Consider the following 4,291-nt stretch of genomic DNA (forward strand, 5'->3'; position numbering starts at 1 on the left):
TTCACCGAGGGCGGCAGCGCGGCCGGCCTGTTCAGCGGCACCGACATCAATACTGTCGAGGCCGGTCAGACCATCAGCGGCCTGAGCTTTACCGTGAGTAACGTCACCGACGGCGGCAACGAAATTATCAATCTTGACGGTACCGATATCGTTCTTACCAACGGTACCAGCGGTACCACCGCCAGTAACAGCCTCGGTTACAGCGTCAGCGTCTCGGATGGTACCGTTACAGTCAGCCTGACTGGCGGCACCTTGTCGACGGCAGCCGCCCAGACACTGGTCGACAGCATGAGTTACCAGAACAACAGCAATACTCCGAGCACCAGTAACCGGGTGGTAACCCTGACCAGCCTGCAGGATAGCGGCGGCACCGCCAACGGCGGCGACGATAGCGCCAGCCTGGACATCGTTTCCACCGTGGCGGTGATGTCTGTCAACGATGCACCGAGTTTCTTTATTCCGGGAGGAGCCGGAATTGTGGGCACTGCGATCGGGGACGGCATGGCTCGGGGCTACAGTGTGGTCGCTCAGGATGATGGCAAGATCCTGGTAGCGGGGTATAGCTGGAACGGGAGTGACGACGATATCACCCTGGTGCGTTACAACAGCGATGGCGGCCTGGATGTGACCTTTGGCAATAACGGCATCGTCACCACCGGCATCAGCATTCCGGAAGGTTCGAATACACTCGATGGTCTGGAAGCCGGTGATGATCGCGGTTATGCGGTTACTGTGCAAGCGGACGGCAAGATTTTGGTTGCGGGTCAAACCAATGACAGTGTCAGTAATAAGGATGTGGCTGTTGTACGCTTCAACGCGGATGGAATACTCGACAGCGGATTTGGGAATGGCGGCACAGCCACGATTGCGTTGGATGGCATGGCCGGTGAATACGCATGGAGCGTCATCGAACAGAGTGACGGCAAGATTGTTATGGCGGTGACCGGCACCAATGTGGTAACGGTCGTTCGTCTCACCGACACCGGAGCGCTCGACGGCAGTTTTGCCGGCTCCGGTATCGTTACAACCGATGTGGCCGGCGGCACCGAGAACGTCACCCGCGTTGCACAACAGAGCGACGGCAAGATAGTCGTGGCCGGCATTATCACCAGCCCTATCGATACCTTCCCGCATACCAGCTCCGAGTTTCTGGTGCTGCGCTATCTTGACGATGGCTCGCTCGATACCGGTTTTGGTGGCGGTGACGGCATGGCTACCATAGGTGCGGGATACACGATTTGGGGCACGGGCCTCGATCTGCAGGCGGACGGCAAGATGGTCGTCGGTGGTATGCATACCACTTTGACTCTCGATCCCGTTACACAAACAACAGCTATTACGGTCGTGCGTCTGAACAGCGATGGCACGGCCGACACCGGCTTTGGCAGCGATGGCGTTGCCGCTGACTCGAGCCTTGGCTGGTCCCAGTTCAAGGACATCGCAGTACAGGCCGACGGCAGTATTCTCGTTGCGGGTAACAAGAGTGTGTCGGGTAATGGGGCTGACTACGCACTGATGCGCTTTACCGCTTCGGGGGCGCTCGACACCGGCTTCGCCGGCGGTGCCGGGTCCATTACCACCGATATTGGCAATGCCAACAATTATGCCTGGGATATGGCACTGGATCCCGATGGCAAGATTCTGCTGGCCGGTAATCGTTATGTCGGGGAAGATAATGATTTTGCCGTGGCTCGCTATAACAGCGACGGCACCCTGGACACAAGCTTTGGCAGTAATACCCTGAGCGGTACTGTTAACTTCACCGAAGGTGGCATGCCTGTGGTGCTCGACAGCGATGTCCAGATCTTCGATGCCGAGCTTGATGCCGGCAATTATGCTGGCAATTATGCTGGCGCCACCCTGACGCTGCAGCGTCAGGGTGGCGCTGATGTGCGTGACCAGTTCTCGGCGACCGGAACTCTTGATGCTTTGGTGGAGGGAGATGAACTCAGCGTCGACAGTACGGTGATAGGGACGGTGACAACATCCTCCGGTGGCACCTTGGTGCTCACGTTCAATGGCAGTGCCACCCAGGCTCTGGTCATTGCAGCAATGCGCCAGATTGCCTATGCCAACAGCGCAGACAACCCACCAGCCTCGGTACAGATCGACTGGTTGTTCTCCGACAACAATACCGGAGCTCAGGGGAGTGGCGGTGCGCTTACCGCAACTGGTGCCGTGACCGTTGCAATTACGGGTATCAACGATGCCCCAACCCTGACCGCCACTGGCAGCAACCCGACCTTCACCGAAGATGGCGCTGTGGCCAGCCTGTTCAGCGGCACCAGTATTGATGTCGTCGAAGCCGGCCAGACCATCAGCGGCCTGAGCTTTACCGTGAGTAACGTCACCGACGGCAGCAACGAAATCATCAATATCGACGGTACCGATATCGTGCTGACCGACGGTACCAACGGCACCACAGCCAGTAGCAGCCTCGGCTACAGCGTCAGCGTCTCGGATGGTACCGCTACAGTCAGTCTGACCGGCGGCACCTTGTCTACGGCAGCGGCCCAGACGCTGATCGACAGCATGAGTTATCAGAACAACAGCCAGGATCCTGATACTTCCAACCATCGCGTCGTGACTCTGACCAGCCTGCAGGACAGCGGCGGCACAGCCAACGGTGGCGACGATGTCGTCGTCTTGGCTGTAGCCTCGACTGTTACCCTGGTGGCGGTGAATGATGCGCCGGTATTTTCAGGCGGCACGGACACTTCCGGGCCTGCGCCATCCGATGAGACGGCATCTACCGTTGAGGTAACCGAAGGGCCGGCAGAGACGCCACTGAGCCTGACAGAAGGGCAGACCGTCAGCATCGGCTTCTACGCCCCCTCCACTGTTAGCAGCGGGACCTGGCAGACGGCACGGGATTTTTATGACGCCGAGCCGGGCATGTCTACGGTGGTCTATGACTATGCCAACCGCCTCGACAGCTATGATCTGAGCGTTGATTTGCTGTTTGTGATGCAGCCTGACAATGCGTTCAATGCGGAAGAAACCGTAGCCCTGAGCGTCTTTCTGGCCAAGGGCGGACGCATCTTCTTTATTGGCGAACACAATGGCTATAAGCCCGCTCAGAACGGCAATATTTCCTCGGTGATTACCGCCCTTGGCGGCAGTATCACCGTGTTGGGTGGCGCCTACGACGACGCTTTGCATGATAATAATAGTGACAACTGGAACCTTAATAACAGCCCACTGCTGGCGGGCGTGACGGCATTCCGCACGGCGTACTATGCGCAGCTACAGATCGATCCGAATATTTCACAAGCGGTCGTGGTGGATGACAGCAATCGTATCGTGCTGGCGGATCAGGCGCTGAGTATGGGGCGGGTTACTGTGCTGGCCGATCAGAACTGGCTGAACAGTCATTACTTGATCGAAGGGAACCAGACGTTCCTGCGCAACTTGGCCATTGATACGGTGCAGGCCATCGAGCTGGTCGCCGATGGCGGTAACCCCAATGCCGGCTTTACGTCCTCAACCGGACTCACGGAGACGGATGCCGGACTGGCCGATGCAGGGACGCTCATGCTGACGGACGTGGACACGGCAGATGAGGTCACAGTTTCGCACAGTGTGGCTGCGGTGCAAAAGGACGCTGCCGGTGATCAGATGGCGACCAGTGTTGCTGTTCCGAGCACTGAGCAACTGCGCGCCATGCTGTCATTGTCTCCCACCCCGGTATTGGATAGCAGCACAACGACGGGAACACTGAACTGGACGTTCGATTCGGGTAATGAGGCCTTCAACTTCCTGAAACAGGGAGAGCAGCTGGTGCTGACCTATACCCTGACTGCTGACGATGGCAATGGTGGTACCGCGACTCAGGATATTGCCATTACCATCAACGGCACCAACGATGCCCCCGTGGCCGAGAGTGATACGGTGATCGCCATCGAGGCAGGCGGCGTAGCCAACGGCAGCGCCGGCAGTAATGCCAGCGGCAACGTGCTGAGCAACGACAGCGATGTGGATGATGGTGATACCAAAACCGTCACCGGCGTAGTGCTCGGTGACACCAGCGGCACGGTCGGCGCGGCGCTGGCCGGCCAGTACGGCAGCCTGACGCTGCATGAAGACGGTAGTTACAGTTACGTCATCGACGAAAACAATGCGGCGGTGCAGGCCCTGCGCACCAGCGGCCAGACCCTGACCGAGACCTTCAGCTATACCGTCACCGATGCCGGTGAGTTAAGCGACAGTGCCACCCTGACCATCACCCTCCAGGGTCAGAACGATAACCCGGTGGCGGCCAATGACACCGCCACGGCGGTAGAAGCAGGCG

Annotated in this window: 1 protein-coding gene; it reads left to right on the forward strand. The window is 58.5% G+C overall.

Going from position 1 to position 4,291, the window contains the following annotated elements; translation table 11 throughout:
* Positions 1-4,291, forward strand: a 4,291-nt coding sequence (locus BFR47_RS14285; protein WP_217645565.1) for a beta strand repeat-containing protein, incomplete at both ends; no start/stop codon positions are given.

This window comes from Oceanisphaera psychrotolerans (genome assembly GCF_001870485.1).
Taxonomy (GTDB): Bacteria; Pseudomonadota; Gammaproteobacteria; order Enterobacterales; family Aeromonadaceae; genus Oceanimonas; species Oceanimonas psychrotolerans.